Genomic DNA, 17,284 nt, shown 5'->3' on the forward strand with positions numbered 1-17,284 from the left:
GACGCACCTGCGCGAAGATCGGCTCGACGGGCAGGCGCTGCAACAAACGATAATCGGCCGACCAGTCCTGATGCTGGCGACCGGCCGTGCTGAGCGCACCGGTCACGGTGTGGCGGCCCAGATTGAGCAAACCGGCCAGCCACTGGCGGCGGGTGCGCACAAAGTCCTCCTCCCTGGCAAACGCCGGCCTGAGCCCGTCGAACAAGGCTTCGAGGTGATCGCTCAACGCCTCGTCTTTTTTACCGGGACCGGATCGGCGGGAACCTCCCGGCGCGAGACGATCAGATGGCCCTTGTCGTGAATGGTCCACTCGACCGTCTCGCCCTTGGCCAAGTCCATCGCCTGCGCGATGGGCGTGGGGAAGTTGATGTAGAACTGTGAGGTTTCCTTGCGCTGAATGCATTGAACTTTGGTTGGATAGCCCATGACCGAATCTAGTTACAAAACTAGATACATAGGCAAGCGTTTTCCTCCGTGTCCAACTAGTCAGCGCCAAACTTCAGCGGGCTTCGCAAGCGAAGCCCCTACAGCGGGCGAGACGCCCGCGCCACTTTATCCGGCGGCGGCTTCGGGGGCGGCGGCGGGGGCGAGGGCTTGCAGGAGGGCTTCCCGGAGGGCGTGCAGGCGGCCGGTGTTGGCAAGGGATTGGCTGCCGTCGTTGTCATCGGCGGTTGTGACGAGGGCGGGTTGCGCGTCCTCAATGTAAAAGGTGTCGATCGCTATGCCGCGCTCGGTGCCGATGCGGGCAAAGGTGATGTCAAAGCCTTGTTCGCTGATGAGGCGGGCGAGTTTGAAAAGGAGTCCGATTTCGTCGCGCGCCTGCACTTCAACAATGGTGCGGCGCATGGAGAGTTCGTTGTAAACTTCAACGGTGGTGGGGAAGGCGGCGTGGAGGGTGTCGCCCGCTGGATGGGCCGGGCGCAGGATGCTGGTGTGGCGGCGGGCCTGGGCAAGAATCTCCGGGTAAAGGTCTTTGTTGGAAACGAGGGCGGCTTCGACGGTGCGGGCAAAGGTTTCCTGCGCCTTGGGGCTTTGCACAACGCCGCGTCCGGGTTCGACAACATAAAAGGTGTCGATGGCGATGTGGTCGGTGCGCGAGATGACTTTGGCGGAGAGAATGGAGAGGCCGGCGACGCTGAAGGCTCCGGCGAGTTTGTAAAAGAGGCCGGCGCGGTCCCAGGTGACGATGTTGACGACAGTGAGGGAGCGGTTGAGGTCGTCGTGCCAGTCGATGACGGGGGTGAGGGCGGCGAGGGTGTCGGCTTGGGTGATGGTCTTGATGAGGCGGTTGACCATCTGGATATGCAGGGTGATTTCGTCGGCCTCGGTCTGCACAAAATAGCGTTCGGGGAGGAGGCCGAAGTGGGCGCTGATCTCGTCGGCACTGATGCCGGGAAGGTTTTTGGAGATGAGTTCCTGTTTGATCATTTGCAGGCGTTGTGAGTTGCGGGTGGCCTGGGTTTCGGCGGAGGTAAGTTGTACGAGCGTGGCGCGGAAGAGGGTGGTGTGGAGGGTGTCTTTGTAGCTGTTCCAGAGTCCGGCGGAGGTGCCGCGCGAGTCGCAAAAGGTGTGGACGTAGAGGTGGCGGAGGCGTTCGGCGTCGAGCGCGAGTTGGGCGAAGGCGATGGCGGAGTCGGGATCATCCACGTCCCGCTTCTGCCAAAATCGTGCCATGATGAGGTGGTTTTTGATAATAAATAGAACGAGTTCGCGGTCGGCTTCCTCCACGCCCATGCGTTCGAGGATGGGAGTGGCAATGGCGACGCCGGCCTCGGCGTGGCCTTTGATGCCGCGGGCTTTGCCGATGTCGTGCAGGAGGAGGGTGAGGTAGAGGAGGGTGGGGCGGGCGCTTTCGTGGAGGGCGAGGCGGTATTTGGCGGCGATGGGCTCGGCTTCGCTGAAGACGATGTCGAGCTGGCGAATGGCGTTGAGGGTGTGGATGTCGGCGGTGTAGCGGTGGTAAAATTCGTGTTGGACGAGGCAGGTGAGGCCGTCGAATTCGGGGATGAAGCGGCCGAGGACGCCGAGTTCGTGCATGAGGGCGAGGGTGGGGTAAACGGCGCCGGTTTGCTGGAGGATGGCGCGAAAGGCGGTGTTGGCGCCAGAGTCGTGGGTGACGTTGCGGCGGAGGAGGGGGAGGGATTCTCGGATGAGGGCTTGGAGGGCGAAGTCGGGTTGGGCGTCGAGGGTCTGGCAGTGGCGGAAGAGGCGGATGAGGCGCACGGGGTCGTCTTTGAAGACGGCGCGGGGGTTCTCGGCGGTGAGTTCGCTGCCGCGGAGGATGAAGCCGTCGATGCGTTTGACGCGCTGGACGCGGCGGGCACGCACGATGTCGAGCAGGGAACTGAAGCGCGAGGGGGGGGGGGCGGCGGCGGCGGTGGCGGGGAGGGGGAGGGAGGAGGTGGCGGCGGGGGAGATGTTGAGGGCGAGGCGGTTTTCGACGAGGCGGGAGACGCGAAACAGGGTCTGCGCGGAGCGGTAGTAGTCGCGCATGAATTGTTCGACGCGGGCGAGGGGGTCGGTGTGCATGTAGCCGAGGCCGTAGCCGACGCGGGGTTGGGCTTCGAGGTCGAGGAGGTCGGTGGGGCGTTTGCTTTGGAAGTGGAGTTCGTTGCGGGTGCGCAGGAGGAAGTCGTAGGCGCGTTTGGCGTCGCGGAGTTCGTTGCGCCGGAGGTATTTCAGGGGTTCGAGTTCGTCCACGTGGGTGATGTCGAGTTTCACGCGGGCCATCCATATCATGTTCTGGTAGTCGCGGAGGCCGCCGACGCCGTTTTTGATGTCGGGTTCCTGAACGAAGACGGTGTCGCTGTATTTGGAGCGGCGGTCGGCTTGGTCCTGAAGGCGGGCTGCGATGTAGGCGCGGGGGTTGTCGGTGGTGTAGTAGCTGCGGTAGGCGGCGGAGAAGCCGTCGTAGAGGACGGCGTTGCCGGCGACGAAGCGGGCTTCGAGGAGGGCGGTTTTTGTTTGGATGTCGCGTTTGGCTTCGGCGAAGACTTCGTCGATGGTGCGGGTGGAGTAGCCGACTTTGAGGCCGCTGTCCCAGAGGAGGTAGAGGACTTCGTCGATGAGGTGGTGCTGGAGGGGTTTTATGGTTTCGGCGGCGATTTTGGCCGGGAAGAGAAACATGATGTCGATGTCGCTCAGGGGGCTGAGTTCGGAGCGTCCGTAGCCGCCGAGGGCGAGGAGGGCGACGGGGGCGGGGAGGGCGCCGAAGCGGCGTTCGTAGGCGGCGAGGGCGTAGTCGAAGAGATGGGTGAGCATCACGTCGGCGAGGGCGGCGCGGGCGCGGGCGATGGCGAGGCCGGATTCGCGGGCGTCGTGCCTCATGCGGATCATGGCGCTTTCGAGGCGGAGGAAGCGTTTGCAGGCGGCGAGGCGTTTGGCGACGGGCGTGTCTTCGAGGAAGAGCAGGCGTTCGCGGGCGTGTTTGCGGATGCGGCCGTCGTTCATGTGGTGGGAATAGCTGAAAGCTAAAAGCTAAAAAGCTAAAAGCTAAAAAGCTGAGAGATGAAATGCAGGAGGGACGAGGGGGACGGGGGGGGGGATTTCGGGATTACTGAAATGGCCGCGAAGAGGCGCAAGAGGCGCAAAGGAGAAGAGGTTCACGCCACGGCGCGACGGACGCCACGCTGAGAGGCAAGAGCAGGCTGATGGCGTTGCGTTCGTCGCGCCGTGGCGTGAAATTTTGATCCCGGTTGCGCATTGTCGGTTCAATTTGTCGCAAGGTTTAAGAGATCACGCAGAGACGCAAAGGCGCAGAGAAAAACAGAAAGACTTCGCCTCTGGCGTTTGCTCTCTGAGTTCTGTTTTTCTCTGCGCCTCTGCGACTCTGCGTGAGACAAAATAAACCGAAAATGCTCTAAAAAACGGGGAACCACGAGAGGAACAGAAGACAGGGCATCCTTGATTTGCATTCCTATGCGACCCGGCCCTCCGTTGCCTCCGTGGTTAAGTGCCTATGGGGGGCGGGTCTCCCGACCTATACGCGCTAACATGTTTCGTTTTTTTCTTCATTTTTTGATTCAAACCAGCCTTTTAAATCTAAAAACCGCTGTTTTATGCTGAAATAATCTCAAGAAATGCGTGGCGATTGAAAAGATGTTAGCGCGTATAGGTCTCCCGACCCGCCGACGGTGCGAAGCACCGCCCTTCCGTTTTTTTTCGGATGGGCGCGGCTGCGCCGCGTCTGGCGGGGATTGGCGATTGGCAATAAAACCCGCCCTCCGTTACCAATCAGCGCCTCCGGCGCACGATCACATAGGCTAGGCACGCCAGCCCGGCGATAGCCGCATACGTGGACGGCTCGGGGACGGCGGACGCGCTCAGAATAAGGGCCGGATACAAAGCTGTCACCGCGGTAACAGGAGTGCCATTGCCATTGGTGGCGACAGTGCCGCCCACAGTGCCGTGCGACACACCGGCTGCCACCGCAGCGTTCCAGATTCCTTCAATGGCATTCAGACTGGTCGCGGAGATCAGATCGTAATCCGTCTGCGTATGCACTTGCCCGTCCGTGAAATACTGCCACACCCGGATCTCCGTATAGAGCAATCCGTTGTCCGGCGTATTGAAGAAAAGGTTCTCTTGTGTGCCCGGTATCGCTGAATTGTATTCGTAATATCCCGCATACTCGGGCATGTCATAATACAAGTCGACGAAAGTGTTCACACCCGCGCAGACCAAGCCTTTGACGGTATCCTCCACCCAGAAACTGACGAGGTAACCATCGGCGGATGTCGCCAAGTCCCCCGAACTCGTGAGCACAGGATCAATGTCGATATTGTCCCAATGGATGTTGTTGATACCGGCATGGCCGATGACACTGCCTGCCAGAAGACAGGCGGCTATTAGTGATTTTTTCATAATGATATATCGATTCTGTTATTGTACAATTTCCCCTCCCGTCTTGTCCGGAAGGGAAAGTTTTTGGTCCTGATTACCCGGTGGAGATTACCAGGTGATCTCCATGCTGTCGGTGCTCAGGGTGAGCATCTTGCTCCACGTCGCGGCGGCGGCGCGCCTGAACAGGAAACCTTCGCCGATGTTGACAACCGGAGTGCCGCCAGGGGCTCCCCACTGGCCATTCAGACCGACGGTGTAGGTCAGTGCCGAACCATCAGGCTGCAGGCGGGTGACCACATCGCCCCTTGTCCGGGTGATGCCGAAGTCCTCGGTGGAGGCCGACACCGGAAACGGGCTGGCCGTGTGAGTGTTGATCCCGGCAATGGAGGCGCTGGTGCGGGTGCCGGTTGCCACCACGCCGGAGAAGCTCAGGGTGACAGGTGTCACTGCATAGTTGCTGACCTCGACCGCTGTTCCCGTGTCCACAACCAGCGAACCGTTGGCTCCCCATGAGCCGTTAAACTGGCTTTTGGTAACGGTGGTTATGCCGCCGGTGGTGCCATTCTGGAGGCCTACGCTCGATCCGCGGGCCAGCGTGTCGAAGAGGGTCGCCACGGTGTTTACACTCTGCACCAACTGATTGGCGACATACGCCTTCCCCTTCGCGGCCACCGTCACGTCATAGACTCCGCCCACGTTGTGGGAAAACTTCGAGTCGGCGTTGATCGTCGCGCCGTCGAGCGGGCTTGCGCTGGTGACTACGCGGTAGAACTCGGCGGTGGCCGCGCTCTTGGTGAAAGTCAACGTTGCCAGTCCGCTATCGTCGAACTGACCGGTGGTGCCGGCAACAAAACCCCATGAGGCGGCATTGCCGAGGAGGTTTTGCGAGGCATACAGGGCATAATAGTTGCCCGGCGTGCCGAGCACATTGATCGTGATCGTGCTGCCGTTGATCACCGGTTCGTCCAGCGTCGCGGGCGCAGCTTCCGGCTCGGGCACTTGGGGGCCGAGCAACGAAACGCGAAAACCGCGGCCGTAGCCCTCGGTGGCGGGACCGGCGGAGAGGCGGGCCGAAGAGGCGAGGTAGACACCGTTGCTGTCGAACGCACCGCCACGCACCACACGGGAAGTTCCGTTTATAAACGTATCATTCCACTCATACACGTTACCCCCCTGCTGGAACGTACCATACGTCGAACCAGCTCCAAACACATCATCATAAAAATCCACATCCGCTATATACGCCCCCTCAGGCATCGCACTCCCACCGCTATAGTAATTCGCCGTGGTCTGGCTCAACGTGCCCGTCACAGGATACTCCCGATACGTCCCGTCTCCATTGTAATACGCGGCTTTATACCATTCGTCCTCGCTCGCGACTGCCCAGCCGCTGCTCGTCGCGTGGTCCGGATTGCTCGTGATCGTCGTCGCTCCGCTGAACACATACAGCCCGTTCTCCGTGTCCCCGGTCGTCAGCCAGTTCACGAACCGCGCCGCATCGTAAAACGTTACGTAATTCACAGGCTTGTTCTCCCATCCGGTCTTCGCCTCGTATTGGCTGCTGCCTGCGTTCCACGTAATGCCACCGTAGTTGACATTGCTGTCCATGTTGCTGTTGTAGAGCCCAAGTGTGTTGTTCGAGCTGGTCACGCCCACGGCATTCAAAAACGCCGCATATTGCCCGTTTGTCACCTGATACTTGCCGATCTGATACTCGTAGCTCACAGCGCCGTAGCCAGTCGAATCGGCGGCGTTGCCGATGTCGCCCACCGTCACGGTCGGGATGTTGATAGAAGAGGCGGCTTCGAGATGCGTTGAAAGGAGCGCGATGGCCGCTGTCGCCCCGAGTTTAAGAAAGACACGCGGAAGCGTGACTGTATCATTTTGCTTTTGGCTTTTCATAGGTGCGGGAAAAATGGATTGAGACTTTCAAATTCAGAATACGGAGCGGCGGCATTCTGCCGCCGGACTGGGGTTAAACAAAAGTGGCGCGGGCGTCCCGCCCGCATTCTGACGTAGCGCAGGCATCCTGCCTGCCATCTTGTCTATTGCGCGAAGCGCGGTGACTTTTATGGAGTGCGGCGCTTCGCGCAGCAGGCTGGATTGCAGGCGGGACGCCTGCGCTACATCGGATTGCGGGCGAGACGCCCGCGCCACTCGGAATATCATTTTGGTTTCTCATCGTGCGGGAGAATGGGAGAAATCAGCCGGTGCCTTCGGAGTGTTCGGCGAGGTAGGCTTTGGCGGCTACGTCTATAATGTCGCCGGGGATGCCCACGTGGTTGCCTTTGGCGTATCCAAACACCTGCACGCGCCACATCTGCGGTGTGTCGGTGGGGAGGGGGGTGGGGTCTTTGAAGGGGCTTTCGTGCACCACGTGCTCGGCGTCGAATTCGCCCGTGCCGTGGTCGATCTTCACCATAAAATATTGATAGCCGGCTTTGGTGAGTTTGATGGTGAGTTGGTTGTGGTCGATCAGGGCTTCGTATTGGGGTTTGGTTCCGGTGGCCGCTCCGGGGGGGTGTTTGGGCAGGGGGTTGAGGCGCAGGAGGTCTTTTATTGCCTGATCGAGTTTGCCGCTCCGGTTGGTGAGGATGTCGTCGCATAGGGCGATGGCCAGGGGGTAGGCTCCGGCTTCGGCGCTTTGGGTGGCTTGGGGGCCGGTGTCGGTGGTGGTGGGGCGCACGTAAACGTGTTGGCCGATGGGGTTCCAAGCGGCTTCGTTTTTGTTGGCGGTGCGTTCTTCAGCGAGGCTGCGGGTGGCTTGCTGGTAGCGGTGGGTGTCGGTGAGTAGTTGCGCGGCTTGCACCAGGGGGGTGGCTTTTTGCCCGATGCCGAGCAGGTTGGCTACGGAGGGCAGTTGTTGCGCAAGGTTGGTCAGCCATAGGTAGGCTTCCGTCTCGGTTACGGGCAGGTAGTTGCGGGCCATGTGGTTACTCATGAGTTTTCCTTGGATTGGGAGTTGTGGTTGCGGTCAAAAGAGGCAAAATGAGCCCTTCGGGACGTCGTTTCTGGCGAATGGGACGTCGCTTCCGAGTAATGGGACGTGACGTCCGAGTAATGGGAAGCCACGTCCGAGTGATGGGACGTGACATCCGAGCAATGGGAAGCCGCGTCCGAGTAATGGGACGTGACGTCCGAGTGATGGGAAGCCGCGTCCGAGTAATGGGACGTCGTCTCCCGATGATGGGAAATCGCGTCCCGTTCCGCCATCGTCCCGTCCGGGCATGGTACCCCCTTGTTTGGGTGTTCTATGCTGACACAGCTTAAGCTAAGCTTGGGAGCTTGGGAGCTTGGGAGCTTGGGAGCTTGGGAGCTTGGGAGCTTGGGAGCTTGGGAGCTTGGGAGCTTGGGAGCTTTGTGTAGTCCCGTATGTCGCGTTTAAGCTCATTTTCAAGCAGTTAGCGGGTTTGGCCCAAGTAGTTTCGGTTATTCGTTGATCCAGTGTGCGCGTCCCTGACGCAAATGTGTGGAGGAAAAAGACGGGCTCAGATCAGCGCGTCAAGTCGTTTTATCCTATATTCCACAGTTGATGGCCGCAAAAAGGCACAAAAGGCGCAAAAAAATACAGAGACGGAAATACTTGTGGGAACTTCTAAAAATTTCCAAGAACCGGACAAGAGCATGAATTCCATCTTCCATCTGGAAAGAAGAGTATCACGCCACGGCGCAACGGACGCCACGCTCAGAGGCAAGAGCAGGCTGATGGCGTTGCGTTCGTTGCGCCGTGGCGTGAAATTCCGATCTCTTCAATTTTTAGAAGTCCCCTTTGCTAAATGGCCGCAAAGAGGCGCAAAAAGGAGGCTGTTTTTTTGTGCCTTTTTGCGGCCATTCTCCTGTCGTTCCCAATCGTTTTTGTGGCGATTCTCCAAACTTAAGGGAGGTTCTGAAAATCAGAAATTACACAGAGATCACAGAGAAGGCACAGAGTTTAGGGAGGACAAAACGACTTTGCTCCTTTTTCCGTAAAAAACATTATTTTATTTATAATAAATGAATTACAGAGACATTCATTCACGAGGAAAATGTCCTTCCACCGGACAGGCCTCCCCAAACTCTGTGCCTCCTCTGTGTCCTCTGTGTAATTTTTAGAAGTTCCCTTAACAAAGTAGAACTAAGCGAGGAGGTTGCGGAGGTCGCCGAGGGTGAGGCGGGCGTTGAGGGCGTCGCTCGCCTCGAAGACGTTGGCGAGGAGGGCGCGTTTTTGCTCCTGTAGCTGGAGAACTTTTTCCTCAACGGTGCCGGTGCAGATGAGTTTGTAGCTGGTGACAACGCGGGTCTGGCCGATGCGGTGAGCGCGGTCGGTGGCCTGGGCTTCGGCGGCGGGGTTCCACCAGGGGTCGAAGTGGACAACGGTGTCGGCTCCGGTGAGGTTGAGGCCGGTGCCGCCGGCTTTGAGCGAGATGAGAAAGAGGGGGATATCGTCGTTGGTGTTGAAGCGGTCCACCTCGGCCTGGCGTTGGCGGGGGGTCATGGTGCCGTCGAGGTAACAGTAGGGGAGTTGTTGTTCGTCGAATTCGGCGCGGAGGAGGGCGAGGAGCGAGGTGAATTGGGAGAAAACGAGGAGGCGGTGGCCGTCGTCGATGGCTTCGGCCAAAAGTTCGCGGAAGGCTTCGAGTTTGGCGCTGTCGGCGGGGGCGGCGGAGTCGGGCGCGACGAGGCGGGGGTCGCAGCAGATTTGGCGGAGGCGGAGGAGTTGCGTGAGGGTGGCGAGGCGGAGGGCGGATTCGCTGGCGCCACCGGTTTCGAGGTCGAGGAGTTCGCGTTCGGAGCGTTCTTGCCAGTCGCGGTAGAGGCGGGCTTGCGCGGGGGTGGGTTCGCAGTAGAGGACTTGCTCGATTTTCGCGGGGAGTTCGGGGGCGACGGCTTGTTTGGTGCGGCGGAGTATGTAGGGGGCGGTCTGGCGGCGGAGGCGTTCGTCGATCCATTCGCGTTCGTCGGGGCGGAGTCCGGAGGCAGTGGCGGGCTTGGCGTCGAGGAAGCCAGGAAGGAGGATTTCGAAGAGGGAACGGAGGTCGTCGAGGGAGTTTTCGATGGGGGTGCCGGTGAGGAGGAAGCGGGAGCGGGCACTGAGGGTGCGGAGGGCGCGGGCGTTCTGGGTGCGGCGGTTTTTGACGTGCTGGGCTTCGTCGGCAATGAGGAGGGTGAGGGGGATGTCGGCAAAGAGGCCGGAGTCGCGGGCGAGGGTGCCGTAGGAGGTGATGATGAGGTCGATGCCGTCGGGGGAGGCGAGGCGTTGCGCGCCGTGGTGGACAAAGACGCGGAGGCGGGGGGCGAAGCGGGCGGTTTCGCGCCGCCAGTTTTCCACGAGGGAGGCGGGACAGACGACGAGGGAGGGGGCGGCGCGGGGCGCCGAACGTCGATTATCCAACGTCGGTGGGTCGTGAAGGGCGGCGAGGAGGGCGAGGGCCTGGGCGGTTTTGCCGAGGCCCATTTCGTCGGCGAGGATGCCGCCGAGTTGGTGGCGGTGGAGGTGCCAGAGCCAGGCGGCGCCGAGCGCCTGGTAGGGGCGGAGGGTGGCGGCAAACCAGGCGGGGATGGGTGCGGGGGGGAGGGTCGAGAGGTTGCGCAGGGCGTCGGCACGGCGTCGCCATGCGGCGGGGGGCTGGTAGTCGGGGGCGAATTCTTCGATGAGTTCCTGGATTTCGGCGGCGCGGGCGGGGGAGATGCGGTGGGTGTGGCGGGTGGCGGTGGGCGCGCCCATGCCTCCGCCACCGGTGGCGAGGATGCGGTGGGCGCGGGCGAGTTTTTCCACTTGGGCGGGGGGGAGGAGGTAGAGTTTGCCGTCGGTGGATTCGAGGTAGCCGCGGTTGGTGGCGGCGGCGTTGCGTAGTTGTTCGGCGGATACTCCGGGGGTGTCGAAGCCGAGGGTCACGGCGAAGTCGCGGCCGGTCTCGGTGATTTCGATGGCGATGCGGGCGTCGGCAAAGGCGGCGGTGTTTTTTTCAAAATTGGGGGTGAAGTCGGCGTAGTATTCGTGGCGGAGGGCGTCGCCGTGGCGGGCAAGGAAGTTGAGGACTTTGTGGCGGTCGCGCAGCCACCATTTGCGGTTGGAGGGTTCGAGGCGAAAGCCGTGGGTTTTGACGAGTTCGAGCGCGGCGGCGTAGGCGGTGTGCTCGCGCGAGGGGAGGGCGATGGCGAGGTAGTGTTCGCTGCCGTCCACGAGCATGGGGTGGGAGTAGTGAGTAGTAGCGGGTGGCGAGTAGCGGGTAGTCGGAGCGGGGGGGGGACCCACGGGGGGGGGGGGGGGGGGGGAGGGAGGAGACGTGAGGTGTTCGCTGACGCCGCGGAGGTGGGGGCCGATCCAGAGGAGGGGTTTGTCGGAGGTTTTGCCGTTGAACCAGGCAAAGACGGGCTGGCCGGTGAGCGCGGTGGTGAGTTGGGCGAGTTGGGCGCGGGTGAGTTGCAGGAAGGGGGGGAGGACGGTGGCTCCGCCGCACCAGCGTTGCAGGAGGGCGAGCGCGGGGAGGATTTCGGGGGGGGGGGGGTGGGTGGTGTCGAGCGTGACCTTCACGGCAATGGCGTCGCGGGTGGCGGCGTCGGGCAGGTTGGGTGGAAGGTGGATGCGTAGCATGGAAATCGTCCAAAAGGCGGGTGTCACGGTGGAAGAGGCGAGTCGAAAGTTCGGGGGAGCGTCAGGTTTTTTCCCTCCCCCGATTTCTTGCAATCATTGGCTGGCAATTGTCTGGGAGATGGACTGATGCTTCGCGCATGACGGTTCGACTCGGGTGTAATCCTACCATGCCTGCCACATTGTCCGTGATGCTTCTTTTGTGTTGGAGTATGTTTGCGCCGCACGCGGGGGCGGGGGAGTCGGTGCGGATGTGCCGGGTCGTGGCGGTTTCCGGCGCGGCGATGTACAAGGCGGCGGATGGACTGGCGGGCGAGGCTGCCGTGGTGGTGGTCAGGGATGCGGAGATTCCTCTCGGAGCGGTGCTGGTGACGGGGCCGGAGTCGAGCGTGGTGCTTTTGTTTGCCAATGGTTCGGTGGCCACGTTGGGGTCGGATTCGGAATTGGTGCTGACGGGGTTGGTCCGTGACGAGGCGGTTTTGCCGTCGGACGTGGGCGAAAAATTGCAACCGGGATCGGTGGAGCCGGCAGTGTCCGTGCGGATGGAACTGCGCCGGGGCGAGTTGACGAATCGGGTGCGCAAGTTGCGCACGGGCTCAACCTACGAGGTGCGCACGCCGTTGGGCGTGGCGGGGGTGCGGGGCACGGCGTTTTGGCTGAGATTCGATGCGGAGACAGGCCAGTTGGTGATTCGGGTGACGGAGGGTGTGGTTGGTTTTATTCCGGTGGGTGGGCAGGAGGAGACTTCGTTGCCTGCCGGGACGCAGTTGGAGGCGTCGTCGTCCGGGCAGGGGGGCGTGCAGGTGGAGGTTGGCGGGCTGTCGGCGGGCGACGCGGCGGCGATCAACCAGATTGTCAACGATGCGGGCGATGCGGTGGAGAGGGCACTTGAGGAAACGGAGTCGGCCAGGGCGGCGGCGGAGCGGGGACAGGAGTGGACTCCAGTGATTCCCACTCCGGACACCGGGTTGAATGTGGTGAGTCCGTCTTCGTGAGGAGCGCAGGCAGGCGCGGGGGGGGGGAGGGGGGGAGGGGGCGGATAATTGACCGGTCGGTTTGCGTCGGCGGGGTGTATGGCTACCCCTGTTTTTTTTTCTGTCACATCCATGAACACCCGTATGACCACCTGCAATGTTGCCAACGTCTTCCGCACTCCCGCTGTCCGTGTTACTTGCGTCTCGCGTGTTGTTGTCCTGCCGCTGCTGGCATTCGTTGTCGTTGCCGCATTGACGACGTCGCCCGCGGCTTGGGCGGCTGCGGGGTGCCCATCCTGCGCAGCGTCTGTGGCGGCGACCCAAGGGACGAATGACAAGGGCAGTCAGGACGGACAGGGCCAGCCTGAGGCCAAGGTGTCCGGACTGAGCGAGAAAGCGGCTCCGATGCTTTGGGGAGTGGTCGTCTCCGTGCTGCCGGAAAAGGGCGGTCTGCTTATCAAACACGAGGAGGTGCCCGGCGTGATGAAGGCCATGACGATGTTGCTCAGGGTTGATGAGGCCACGCTCAAGGTTGCGAAGAAAAATCAGGTGGTGAAGGGCCGTCTGGTCCGCAAGGACGGCGTGTGGTGGCTCGAAGAGGCGAAGCTGGCGGATTGAGCGCGCCGTGCCGCCCGCCGTGTTTAGCGGGCGGGGGCGAGTCCTTCGGCGGACATTTCGTGGAGGACGGTGGTGAGGTAGGGGATGAGTTGCTTTTTGCGACTCACGATGCCGGGCATGTCGAATATCTCGTCGTGCTCGACCGCCGGATACGTGATGCGGCGAATGAAGTTCTCGCTGCCTTTCACGACGAGAAGGGAGTTTTGCGTGTTGATGTCGGTGACGAGCAGGCAGGCAAAGGCGAGGGCTTCGCCAACGCAAAGTCGTTCGAGCGCGGAGGCGAGTTGCTTGGAGTGTTTCCAGAAGTTGCCAAACCCGAGTTCCTCCACCTGCGAGACGGAGAAACGGATGTTGTCCTCGTCGTAGATTTTGAAGTCGGAGCGGATGACTGTGTCGGGGGCGCTGCTGAGAATGATGGAACCGGAACTGAAAATCTCGTCGGCGAGTTGGCGCGAATCGACGTCGGCGATCTGCGAGAGCCAGTTGAGCAGGAGCGAATCCTTTTCGGTGGAGGTGGGGCTGTTGAGGTGGAGCGTGTCGGCGATGATGCCGCTCATGAGGATGCCGGCAATCTGCGGGGTGGGACGCAGGTTGTCGCGTCGGAAGAGGTCGGCCACGATGGTGCAGGTGGAGCCGACGGGTTCGTTGATGAAGAGGATGGGCTGCTGGGTGGCCATTGCGCCGAGGCGGTGGTGGTCGATGACCTCGGTGATGGTGACGTGATCGGCGCCCGTGACGGCTTGCGTCATCTCGTTGTGGTCAACGAGCACGAGTTGGGTGCGCACGGGCTTGAGCATGTCGGTCTTGGTGAGGATGCCCTGAAGGTGGCCTTCATCGTCGAGAACGACGTGGGCGGCGGCGGAGGAACTGGCGAGTTTCCTGCGCACGTCGCTGAGCCGGAGTTCGGCGCTGATCGAGGAAAACTGGCGGTCGATGAGGTTGTGGATGCGCGTGGCGGTGCGGATGATCCAGGCGGTGGTGGCGGAGTCGTAGGCGCTGACGATGAGCGACACGCCTTTTTGTTGCGCGGCGTGGATGATCTCCTCCTCCACGGGCAGGTCGCCGGTAAGCACGAGGAGGCGCACGCCGACCTGAATGGAGCGTTGCTGGATGTCCCAGCGGTCGCCGACGATGATGACGGCCTGCCCGGCGGGGATGCCGTCGTCCTGGGCGATTTTCCAGAAGGAGCGCACATCCATGGCTCCGATGCGCACGAAGAGTTCCTCAAGGCGGTCGGAGTCGGTGGCGTGGAGGACGCGGGCCTTGAGGGCGCGGACGATGCAGTCGATGTTGGTGTGGACTTTGCGCAGTTCGCGCACGGCGCGGATGCGTGGGACGAAGAAGCCGCCGAGTTGGAAAATGGAGAGGGTGCCGAGGACACGCCGGTCTTCAGTGACGACGGGGAGGACGCGCACGTCGTGTTCGTCAATGAGTTCCAAGGCTTCGGCGCAGGTGGCCTCCTCGCCGATGGAGACAACGTCGGAGGCGGGCACCATGATGTCGCGCACGCGCGGGGTGACGTCGCTGAGCAGGAGGGGGAGGGGGTGCTGGAAGCGATGGAGAATGGTGTCAATGCGGGCGTTGGAGTTGCCGGCGCGCGCGGCGATGTAGCCAGTGTGGCCGCGGGCTTCCTTGTAGGCGGCGTAGCCGATGGCGGAGCACACGGAGTCGGCATCGGGGTTTTTGTGGCCGATGACGTAAGTGGTGATGGTTGGCAGGGGACAGAAGGGCGCGGATGACATGCTGGCGGCTGATGCGTGGACGGCGGAATGTGACCAGGTTGGAGGCGGGGGCAAGCCGCTGGAAAAGTTGAATGCTAAAAAGACATGAAATGAACTGCGGAGGCGAAAAAAAAGACCGCGAGGTGAGTCGCGGTCTTTTGTTTGCCGGAGCCGGATGTTGTGTGCGAAGGGCTGGTTTGGCCGGGTCGGGCCGGATTCAGGTCGGATTGATGGTTTTTTCGAGAGTGCGACGCCGTTTTCCCCAAGTGGGGAAGATCGGAGTCTTCTTTAGTTCGATCATCATCAACGCACCCGATCCCAGCCAGAGTAGCGTGAGTATTCCCAGAGTCGTTAGCATAACCTCAGTGTTAGTTGTTTGTGGTAGAGGCCCGGTGAGGCAGGCGGGCAATGAGCTGGACGTTTTTGGGGGATACTTGGATGCGGTGAATTAACAGCGTTCCTTCATGCGATGGTTTTCAATAAAGACGTTGTGGTTAGTTGGTGAGTGCTTGGACAGAGCCAATTGCGTGCCGGGATTCCTTAGTGTCCATAATAATTTATGGAACATATCAGATTTCGTTTAATAAAAAGGCAAAGAGAGGGTTGGGGATGCTGAGTAGCAAATTCTCTGATTGCCCCGGCAGGCGGGGCGCGGTGGATGTGCGCCTTATTTGCGCTTGGGCCGGGCCTTCCGTCAGGCGGCGAGGCCGGCGGCGAGGGCGAGGGCGCTTTTGGCCCGGTTGAGGATGTAGAGGTGGTAACCGGGTGCGCCTTGCGCGAGGAGGCCGCGTATCTGGTCGAGTGCCCAGTCAATGCCGATGATTTCAACCACGTCGGGGTCTTCCGCGGCGACTTCGAGGCGGCGTGCAAGGGGGGGGGGGAGTTGCGTGCCGGAGAGGGTTGCAATGCGCTTGATCTGCCCGATGGAGAGGACGGGCATGATGCCGGGGATGATGGGGACGTGGATGCCGCGAGCGTGGCATTTTTCGACGAATTTTTGGTAGATGGCGTTGTCGAAAAAGAGCTGGGTGGTGACGAACGAAGCGCCGTCGTCGATCTTGCGCTTGAGGGCGTCGAGGTCGGCTTCGAGGGTGACGGCTTCGGGGTGTTTTTCGGGATAGCCGGCGACGCCGAGGCAGAAGTCGGGGTGGCGCTGCTTGAGGAGGGCAACGAGTTCGTTGGCGTGGCGGAGTCCGTCGGCGGCAGGGGTGAACGTGGCGGAGCCTTTGGGGGGGTCGCCGCGCAGGGCCATGATGTTGCGGAAGCCGTCGGCGTGAATCTGGTCGGCAAGGGCGGTCAGCTCGGCGCGGCTGTGGCCGACGCAGGTGAGGTGAGGCATGACGGTGAAGCCGAGTTCGTCTTTGAGAATGCGGCTGACTTGCGTGGTGCGCTGGCGGGTGGAGCCGCCTGCTCCGTAGGTGACGGAAACAAAGTCCCAGGGAGCTTTGCGCAGGGCGGTGGCGGCGGCGCGCAGGGACTCGACTCCGGCGTCGTCCTTGGGCGGGAAAAATTCTAGCGAGCGCAACGGGCGGTGCTCAGGGAAGAGGGCGGAAATTGGCGGGTTGGAGGCGGACATGCGCGGAAAAGCTGAAATGTTATATCCTACTTGGTAGGGAGGCCTTTGTGCCCTCTGCCGAGGGCAGCCCTTCGGGCCATCGCCTTCGGCGATGCCATCTGCGCGCTGCTGCGCTCCGTCCGAGGCCTCCGCCGTGCGTGGTAAGAGAATGCGAAATTCATAGGTGGATGGAGCATGGTTTCGGAGGCCTCGGAGAGGCCTCCCTACCGTTAAGACGACGGCTACCTCTCAACTGCAAATGCTCTAGTGGTTCAAAATTCGTTTTTTAGAAGTTCCCTGAAATAGTTACCGGGACAGGTGGAGATGCGCGGTGGCGGTTTTTAGAAAAAACATGACCCGGCTGGTGGGCCGGGTCATGGTGCTTTGGGATTTCCCCGGCTGTCAGGCCTGAGCCTGGATTTTTTGTTTGATCACGTCTTTCTGCATCATGCCCACAAGGGTGTCGGCAAGCTGGCCGTCCTTGAAAAGGAGCATGGTGGGTATGGCGCGGACTCCGTACTGCGCGGCAAGCTCGCCATTGTCGTCAACGTTGACTTTGGCGATGGTGACCTGGCCGGCGAGTTCGGTGGCGATCTGGTCAAGGATGGGGGCGATGGCCTTGCAGGGGCCGCACCAAGGAGCCCAGAAATCCACGAGGAGGAGCTTGGTGCTGGTGAGAGCGGTCTTGAAGGTGTCGGTGGTCAGTTGAGCGATGGCTGCGGACATGTGTTTTAATGCGGAAACGAAATTTTAATGACGATCTGACGATCTGCCGATCAGTCGATCAGATGGGTTGCTTGTAGATCAGATAGAGGAGGACGGCGCAGGTGATGGCACCGGCGGCTCCGACAAAGGCGAGGATGGCCTGCCAGATGGGCGTGGGTTTGTTCTCTTCGGCTTCGAGTTCCGGCATGGGCGAGGCGAAGGAGGCCGAGCCGGAGGGGAGTTTGGCAGCCTGACTGATTTGCCCCGGCGTGAGGGGGAGGCTGGCGGTGGGGGGGGG

13 protein-coding genes and 1 pseudogene are annotated in these 17,284 nt (G+C 61.4%); 2 read left to right on the forward strand and 12 right to left on the reverse strand.

Translation table 11 applies throughout. The features are described from left to right. Positions 1-222 precede the first annotated feature (222 nt). The 7 genes from OBACDRAFT_RS26995 to OBACDRAFT_RS30915 all read right to left on the reverse strand — a co-directional run bounded on the left by OBACDRAFT_RS26995 (position 223) and on the right by OBACDRAFT_RS30915 (position 11,443). Entirely contained in the window at positions 223-426 is a 204-nt protein-coding gene (locus tag OBACDRAFT_RS26995) for a hypothetical protein (RefSeq protein WP_064499320.1), read from the reverse strand. 126 nt (positions 427-552) lie between these two features. Then, positions 553-3,450 (reverse strand): [protein-PII] uridylyltransferase, encoded by a 2,898-nt coding sequence (gene glnD / locus OBACDRAFT_RS19900; RefSeq protein ID WP_043588626.1) that lies wholly within the window; start codon positions 3,448-3,450, stop codon positions 553-555. A 783-nt stretch (positions 3,451-4,233) separates the two neighbouring features. Next, complete coding sequence (locus tag OBACDRAFT_RS19905) at positions 4,234-4,863, reverse strand: putative globular PEP-CTERM protein (RefSeq protein ID WP_043588627.1); 630 nt, start codon at positions 4,861-4,863, stop codon at positions 4,234-4,236. Positions 4,864-4,950: 87 nt separating this feature from the next. Next, the gene (locus tag OBACDRAFT_RS25855) at positions 4,951-6,744 is read right to left on the reverse strand and encodes a formylglycine-generating enzyme family protein (RefSeq protein WP_052362289.1); all 1,794 of its coding nucleotides are present in this window, start codon (positions 6,742-6,744) and stop codon (positions 4,951-4,953) included. A gap of 33 nt (positions 6,745-6,777) precedes the next feature. Continuing rightward, positions 6,778-7,011 carry a hypothetical protein gene (locus OBACDRAFT_RS28630; protein WP_157837219.1) on the reverse strand — a complete coding sequence of 78 codons (234 nt, stop codon included), beginning with the start codon at positions 7,009-7,011 and terminating at the stop codon, positions 6,778-6,780. Positions 7,012-7,045: 34 nt separating this feature from the next. Then, entirely contained in the window at positions 7,046-7,783 is a 738-nt protein-coding gene (locus OBACDRAFT_RS19915; RefSeq protein WP_125069523.1) for a hypothetical protein, read from the reverse strand. 1,173 nt (positions 7,784-8,956) lie between these two features. Next, the gene (locus tag OBACDRAFT_RS30915; RefSeq protein ID WP_269799088.1) at positions 8,957-11,443 is read right to left on the reverse strand and encodes a DEAD/DEAH box helicase; all 2,487 of its coding nucleotides are present in this window, start codon (positions 11,441-11,443) and stop codon (positions 8,957-8,959) included. Positions 11,444-11,697: 254 nt separating this feature from the next. On the opposite strand from OBACDRAFT_RS30915, the gene OBACDRAFT_RS31295 reads away from it, so the two are divergent. Further along, a complete protein-coding gene (locus OBACDRAFT_RS31295; protein ID WP_425601743.1) occupies positions 11,698-12,408 on the forward strand; it encodes a FecR family protein in 711 nt (236 codons plus the stop codon). A 111-nt stretch (positions 12,409-12,519) separates the two neighbouring features. Then, a complete protein-coding gene (locus OBACDRAFT_RS19930) occupies positions 12,520-13,005 on the forward strand; it encodes a copper-binding protein (RefSeq protein WP_232767425.1) in 486 nt (161 codons plus the stop codon). 23 nt (positions 13,006-13,028) lie between these two features. On the opposite strand, the gene OBACDRAFT_RS19935 is transcribed toward OBACDRAFT_RS19930, so the two are convergent. From OBACDRAFT_RS19935 to OBACDRAFT_RS19950, 5 genes and pseudogenes are all read right to left on the reverse strand, one after another. Then, positions 13,029-14,747, reverse strand: coding sequence for a putative manganese-dependent inorganic diphosphatase (locus OBACDRAFT_RS19935; RefSeq protein WP_043588632.1), 1,719 nt, complete (start codon positions 14,745-14,747; stop codon positions 13,029-13,031). Positions 14,748-14,943: 196 nt separating this feature from the next. After that, entirely contained in the window at positions 14,944-15,084 is a 141-nt protein-coding gene (locus tag OBACDRAFT_RS28635; protein WP_157837220.1) for a hypothetical protein, read from the reverse strand. 336 nt (positions 15,085-15,420) lie between these two features. Beyond that, the gene (metF, locus tag OBACDRAFT_RS19940; protein WP_052362291.1) at positions 15,421-16,302 is read right to left on the reverse strand and encodes a methylenetetrahydrofolate reductase [NAD(P)H]; all 882 of its coding nucleotides are present in this window, start codon (positions 16,300-16,302) and stop codon (positions 15,421-15,423) included. A gap of 381 nt (positions 16,303-16,683) precedes the next feature. After that, positions 16,684-17,007: a thioredoxin gene (gene trxA, locus OBACDRAFT_RS19945; protein WP_043588634.1), complete on the reverse strand. Its 324-nt coding sequence runs from the start codon at positions 17,005-17,007 to the stop codon at positions 16,684-16,686. 58 nt (positions 17,008-17,065) lie between these two features. After that, positions 17,066-17,284: pseudogene (locus OBACDRAFT_RS19950) on the reverse strand (hypothetical protein); the annotation flags it as partial.

The organism is Geminisphaera colitermitum TAV2, assembly GCF_000171235.2.
Taxonomy (GTDB): domain Bacteria; phylum Verrucomicrobiota; class Verrucomicrobiia; order Opitutales; family Opitutaceae; genus Geminisphaera; species Geminisphaera colitermitum.

What these genes read in the sequence shown, in the direction of transcription:
- OBACDRAFT_RS26995 (WP_064499320.1), bottom strand. Translation starts at nt 426, where the DNA reads ATGGGCTATCCAACCAAAGTTCAATGCATTCAGCGCAAGGAAACCTCA.
- glnD (WP_043588626.1), bottom strand. Translation starts at nt 3,450, where the DNA reads ATGAACGACGGCCGCATCCGCAAACACGCCCGCGAACGCCTGCTCTTC.
- OBACDRAFT_RS19905 (WP_043588627.1), bottom strand. Translation starts at nt 4,863, where the DNA reads ATGAAAAAATCACTAATAGCCGCCTGTCTTCTGGCAGGCAGTGTCATC.
- OBACDRAFT_RS25855 (WP_052362289.1), bottom strand. Translation starts at nt 6,744, where the DNA reads ATGAAAAGCCAAAAGCAAAATGATACAGTCACGCTTCCGCGTGTCTTT.
- OBACDRAFT_RS28630 (WP_157837219.1), bottom strand. Translation starts at nt 7,011, where the DNA reads ATGATATTCCGAGTGGCGCGGGCGTCTCGCCCGCAATCCGATGTAGCG.
- OBACDRAFT_RS19915 (WP_125069523.1), bottom strand. Translation starts at nt 7,783, where the DNA reads ATGAGTAACCACATGGCCCGCAACTACCTGCCCGTAACCGAGACGGAA.
- OBACDRAFT_RS31295 (WP_425601743.1), top strand. Translation starts at nt 11,698, where the DNA reads ATGTACAAGGCGGCGGATGGACTGGCGGGCGAGGCTGCCGTGGTGGTG.
- OBACDRAFT_RS19930 (WP_232767425.1), top strand. Translation starts at nt 12,520, where the DNA reads ATGAACACCCGTATGACCACCTGCAATGTTGCCAACGTCTTCCGCACT.
- OBACDRAFT_RS19935 (WP_043588632.1), bottom strand. Translation starts at nt 14,747, where the DNA reads ATGTCATCCGCGCCCTTCTGTCCCCTGCCAACCATCACCACTTACGTC.
- OBACDRAFT_RS28635 (WP_157837220.1), bottom strand. Translation starts at nt 15,084, where the DNA reads ATGCTAACGACTCTGGGAATACTCACGCTACTCTGGCTGGGATCGGGT.
- metF (WP_052362291.1), bottom strand. Translation starts at nt 16,302, where the DNA reads ATGTCCGCCTCCAACCCGCCAATTTCCGCCCTCTTCCCTGAGCACCGC.
- trxA (WP_043588634.1), bottom strand. Translation starts at nt 17,007, where the DNA reads ATGTCCGCAGCCATCGCTCAACTGACCACCGACACCTTCAAGACCGCT.